At 37.3% G+C, this 4,767-nt stretch carries 4 protein-coding genes; all 4 read left to right on the top strand.

Annotated elements, in window-relative coordinates; genetic code table 11:
• A partial coding sequence (locus tag ABY905_RS14235) for a zinc-dependent metalloprotease (protein ID WP_372645023.1) occupies window positions 1–1,142 on the top strand: 1,142 nt, incomplete at its 5' end.
• Between the two features lie 132 nt (window positions 1,143–1,274).
• Window positions 1,275–3,434: a S46 family peptidase gene (locus tag ABY905_RS14230; protein WP_372645020.1), complete on the top strand. Its 2,160-nt coding sequence runs from the start codon at window positions 1,275–1,277 to the stop codon at window positions 3,432–3,434.
• Between the two features lie 61 nt (window positions 3,435–3,495).
• Window positions 3,496–4,332 (top strand): hypothetical protein, encoded by an 837-nt coding sequence (locus tag ABY905_RS14225; protein ID WP_372645018.1) that lies wholly within the window; start codon window positions 3,496–3,498, stop codon window positions 4,330–4,332.
• A gap of 251 nt (window positions 4,333–4,583) precedes the next feature.
• Window positions 4,584–4,767: hypothetical protein (locus ABY905_RS14220; RefSeq protein WP_372645016.1), on the top strand; the 184-nt coding region annotated here is incomplete at its 3' end.

The raw sequence follows: 4,767 nt of genomic DNA, 5'->3' as shown, positions 1-4,767 counted from the left end.
TTATGGGTGAACTGATTCGTTATGCGGCAGCACACGAAATTGGTCATACCTTAGGCCTGAAACACAACTACAGAGCATCCTATGCTTTTCCTGTAGACTCTTTGCGCTCACCTACTTTCACAAAAAAATATGGAACGGCTGCATCCATCATGGATTATGCCCGAAACAATTATATTGCTCAACCCGGCGATAAGGTGACAAGTTTAACACCTCCTATATTGGGAACCTACGACTATTTTTCAATCAAATGGGCCTATCAACCTATTTATTCTGTAGCAAGTCCTCAGAAAGAGCAAGCGGTATTGGACCAGTGGATTGCTGATCGTAGCCATGATGATATGTACTTGTTTGGTACTAAAAATGGTATGGGCGATGGAACCTTAGATCCTTCTGTACTATCGGAATCACTAGGGAATGACGTGATAAAAGCGGGTAAGTATGGGGCTTCCAATACCAAACTCATCATGGATAACCTGGTGGAATGGACAGGTGCTAATCAATATGGAACTCTTAATTTAAAGGGAATGTACGAGGCTGTTTTAAAGCAATATAATCAGTACTTTAAGCATGCTGAGGTTCGCCTGGGAGGGATGTACGAATTTAATTTTAAGAGTGAAAAGCATCCAAATAAATTAAAAGCAGTTAGTCGCAAAAAACAAAAGGAAGCGCTGGATTTCATGATGGATGAACTGCTTTCGCAATACGATTGGATGACTACTGAAAAGCTTACCAGTAGAATGGGGTCTCTTGATCAGAATATCCTGAAATCTCAGGTAGGAAAGGTGAATAATCTAATAAGAAGAGACGTTTTAGTAAGAATGTTTACCTGTTCAAACATGTCTAAAGATCCTTACTACGTTAGTGAATACCTTAGCGATATTTCAAACCACCTTTTTGATGTTTCCAATAAAAAACAAAGCGTGCATTGGATGAGAAATATGCAAGTTGAGTATGTGAAAGCGCTGCAAAAGTTGTTGAAGGAGAATAATGCTGATGGTGGTCATTCTTTCAATAATGTTACCATGGCTGATGTTAAAGCTGAATTAGATAACATTCATTCAATTGCAAGTAAAAAAGCAGAAAAAGGGAATGCAACACTCCAAAAGCATTTTACTTATTTAAAATACATTATCGAAGGATAAAATACGGACAACACTTTTATCCGAAAAGGAACTATTAAGAATCTTATTTATTGGGATTATCCATTTTGTTTTTGAGATGGAGAGGAGCCATACACTCCAGAGTTTAATCCCAATCACAAGCAAAAAACTGACATGACTAGAATTAAATTATTGATTATTTGCCTGATATTGTTTTCAATGCCATCGAAAGCTGATGAAGGCATGTGGCTTCCTTCTCTGTTGAAGAAATACAATATAGAAGACATGAAAAAGGCGGGATTTAAACTTTCCGCAGAAGATGTTTATGATATTAATAAAATTTGCCTGAAGGATGCAGTTGTTGGATTGGGAAGGTCAAATAACCCAACAACATTCTCGGGAAGTGGTTCTTTTATCTCCTCAACAGGTTTGGTATTGACCAATCATCACTGTGCTGTTTCTTATCTACACAAGCACAGCACCACTGAAAAGAATTACATCAAAGATGGGTTTTATGCCAGTTCACCAGAAATGGAGCTACCAGCTAAGGGATTAACTCTGTCTCGATTGGTGCGTATGGAGGATGTAACCTGTCAGTTGAAAGAGGGCACTGAATTTATGAACGAAAGGCAGACTGGTAAGTTGCTGAAAATGCGTGGAAAAAAGGTCGCTGATGAAGCTACCAAAAATACCAATTACAAAGCGAAGATTAAGCCTTATTTTGGAGGTGCTCAGTACTTCCTTGAAGTTTATGAGGTTTATGCTGATGTGCGTATTGTTGCCATGCCGCCTCTTTCTGTAGGAAAATTTGGTGGGGAAACGGATAATTGGCAGTGGCCACGTCAGTCGGCAGATTTTTGTATTCTACGTGTCTATGGAGATTCAACGAATCAGTCTTTAAAATATTCTGCAAGCAATACACCTATTGAACCAACTAATTCACTGGATTTATCTCTAAAGGGGTATGAAGAAGATGATTTTGCGATGGTATTTGGTTTTCCTGCCAGTACGAAGCAGTTTTTAACAGCCCGTGCTTTGAAGCAGCTTGTTGAGGTCACCAATTTCCATTCCATTAAAATTCGTGATGCAAAAATGGAAATCATCAATAAGAACATGAGTAAGAGTGATGATTTGTGGCTGAAATATGCTGATGTTAAAGGTAAGACATCGAATAGTTTGTTGCGATGGAAAGCTGAATCGGCAGGTATCGAACGTTTTGATATTATAAAGTTGAAGCAAAAGCAAGAAGCCGAATTCACTCAATGGGTGAATGCAACGGATGAGCGAAAACAAAAATATGAGGATCTGATTCCTGGTATTGAATCGTTTTGCATGCAATTGGATACCCTGGAGAAATTAAATGCCTATGTGAACGAAGCAGGCATTAGCGGTGCCAAAATCACCTCTTTTGTAGCAAAGTTCGAAATGTTGAATGCCATATCTTCCCGAACAAAAATCAATGAGAAAAGATTGAATAAAGAATTGCGACGCATGCGTGTAGAGGTCTCTAATTTCTTTCAAGATTTTGATGTTGACGTGGAGAAAGAATTATTGGAAGTTATGGTGCGTTTGTACGACGAGAATGTCGGTGATAGTTTAAAACCGGCTCCTATTGTTGAAGCACGTAAAAAGTATCAAGGCGATTTTAAGACATACATGGATGATGTGTTTGAACAATCGGTTTTTACATCAGAGGAGAAACTGAGCAAATTTTTAAATGACTACACCCAAGCGGATGTGGTCACGATTCAAAAAGATCCTCTTTTTAACTTATGCCTAAGTTATTATCTAATTAACCAAGAGAAGCTGTATCGTCAGCGCATAGATATCAGACATGAATATGGTAAATACCACCAAAGATATGTGCAGGCTGTCAGGGAAATGAAAGCAAGTGAAAAGTTATCGCCAGATGCCAATAGAACTCTACGTGTATCTTATGGCAAAGTTAAAGGTTTAAATACCGACGACACTCAATATTCTCACCAGACAAGTTTAGAAAGCCTGGTTCAGAAAAACCAGATGAATCCGAAGGTTTATCCTCTTCCTGATGGATTTGCAGAGCTATGTAGAAAAGAGGTCGCTTTAGGTAAAAATAAATTCTCAACCTGTTTTATCACCAACGCGCACACAACAGGAGGAAATTCTGGTAGCCCGGTTTTAAATAAAAAGGGAAAGCTAATCGGATTAAATTTTGATCGGGTAGGTTATGGTCTGGTTTCGGATTACACATATCTTCCGGAAGTGAGCAGACAAATTTCCGTAGACATTCGTTACGTACGATTTGTTTTGGAACATCAGCTGAAAGCAAAAGCTTTGTTGGAAGAGTGGAAGTAAGTTTAAAGGAACAAGCTATAAGTAGCAAGGATAAAGTAAAAAAAGCTTAAGAAATACATTTATGAAAAGTTCACAATTAATTATTGTTGCACTCATGCTGATGACTGCCTGTAATTCATACAATCATGAGGCTTATATTTCTCAATTCAAGGACAATGTTGATGCTGAGATAAGCAATTATACTTTTGGTGAAAATGATTCGCTACGATTAGCAAATTCAAAAAAGGTGAATCTTGAGAGTCTAAGAATGGAGAAGATCGCTAACGATCGTTTCTATGCAGACAATTATTCATGGTATCAGCTTGGGAAGAATCTGGTCCTTAGTCCTGATGAAGCGAAACTGGAGGCAAACAAATATGGATTCGAGCGACCTTATTACTTTCTGGAATATTTAAAATGTGATTCGGTTCAGAATCCTGTTAAGAATAAGGTGGTAAAGGCTGTGAAAAAACGCTTGTATGCCAAGCATAGTGAAGATTCAGTGATGATTTCAGGGAGTTCTGCTAAACATCTATTTGCTGCAGTTCATAAGTATGAACGATCAAAATATTTCTTCTTTATCAATGTTGACTTTGAGAAGGTGAAAAGTTCTACGGATAGACAAAAAAAGACTGCGGCTCAGATGATGAATACAGCTTTGAATAGATTAAAAGAAAAAGTGGAGGTTAAGGATAAACGTTATTATTTAACGATTAGTAGAGGAGAGGAGATTGGTATATCTGAGTCTTTATTTTTAGTTGGCAAAAATATATACTTAAAAATGAATGAGGATCTTAACAAGTTAGAGAAAACAGATCCAGAATTTGTTGAAAATGTTCAATTGGGAACGAAAAATGCCAGATTTGAAATACACTCTTGGGAAAATGCATGGAAGATGTATGAATTTTATGGCAAGTAATTCGTTCCGGTATAATTTGAAAGGCCTTAAGGGCTAAAGTGAATTTCTGGAAAAGAAATAAGAGTTTTCATAGTTAGTTGGGTAATGCAGAGAAACGATATGATTTTGGCTACGTGGTGTGACCAAAACATAGGGCTTTCTCTGCATTATTTTTACAAGATAATTTCAGAATAGGAAGTGTCTTCTCTACTGTACAATGAAATGAGTTTCATGAATAAGTAATGGTTTTAATACTGTATCGATAATAATTTATGTGGAAATCTACAATCTTTGGAATTTTATATTCCTGCCCTACTGGTGAAAGAAATCAGGAATGTCCTGTAAAGTCATTGGATCACCTTTCTTTTCAAGAAAAAGTAGATTGGTTTAAAGATTTAAGTGAGGATGAAAGAAGAGCCCTTGCACAAAAGCATAGTTGCTGTTCTTCATCCAGAC

This window comes from Ancylomarina sp. (assembly GCF_041555295.1).
In the GTDB taxonomy this organism is placed as follows: domain Bacteria; phylum Bacteroidota; class Bacteroidia; order Bacteroidales; family Marinifilaceae; genus Ancylomarina.
This window is presented reverse-complemented; position numbering and strand designations above follow the sequence as displayed.

What these genes read in the sequence shown, in the direction of transcription:
- ABY905_RS14225 (WP_372645018.1), top strand. Translation starts at nt 3,496, where the DNA reads ATGAAAAGTTCACAATTAATTATTGTTGCACTCATGCTGATGACTGCC.
- ABY905_RS14230 (WP_372645020.1), top strand. Translation starts at nt 1,275, where the DNA reads ATGACTAGAATTAAATTATTGATTATTTGCCTGATATTGTTTTCAATG.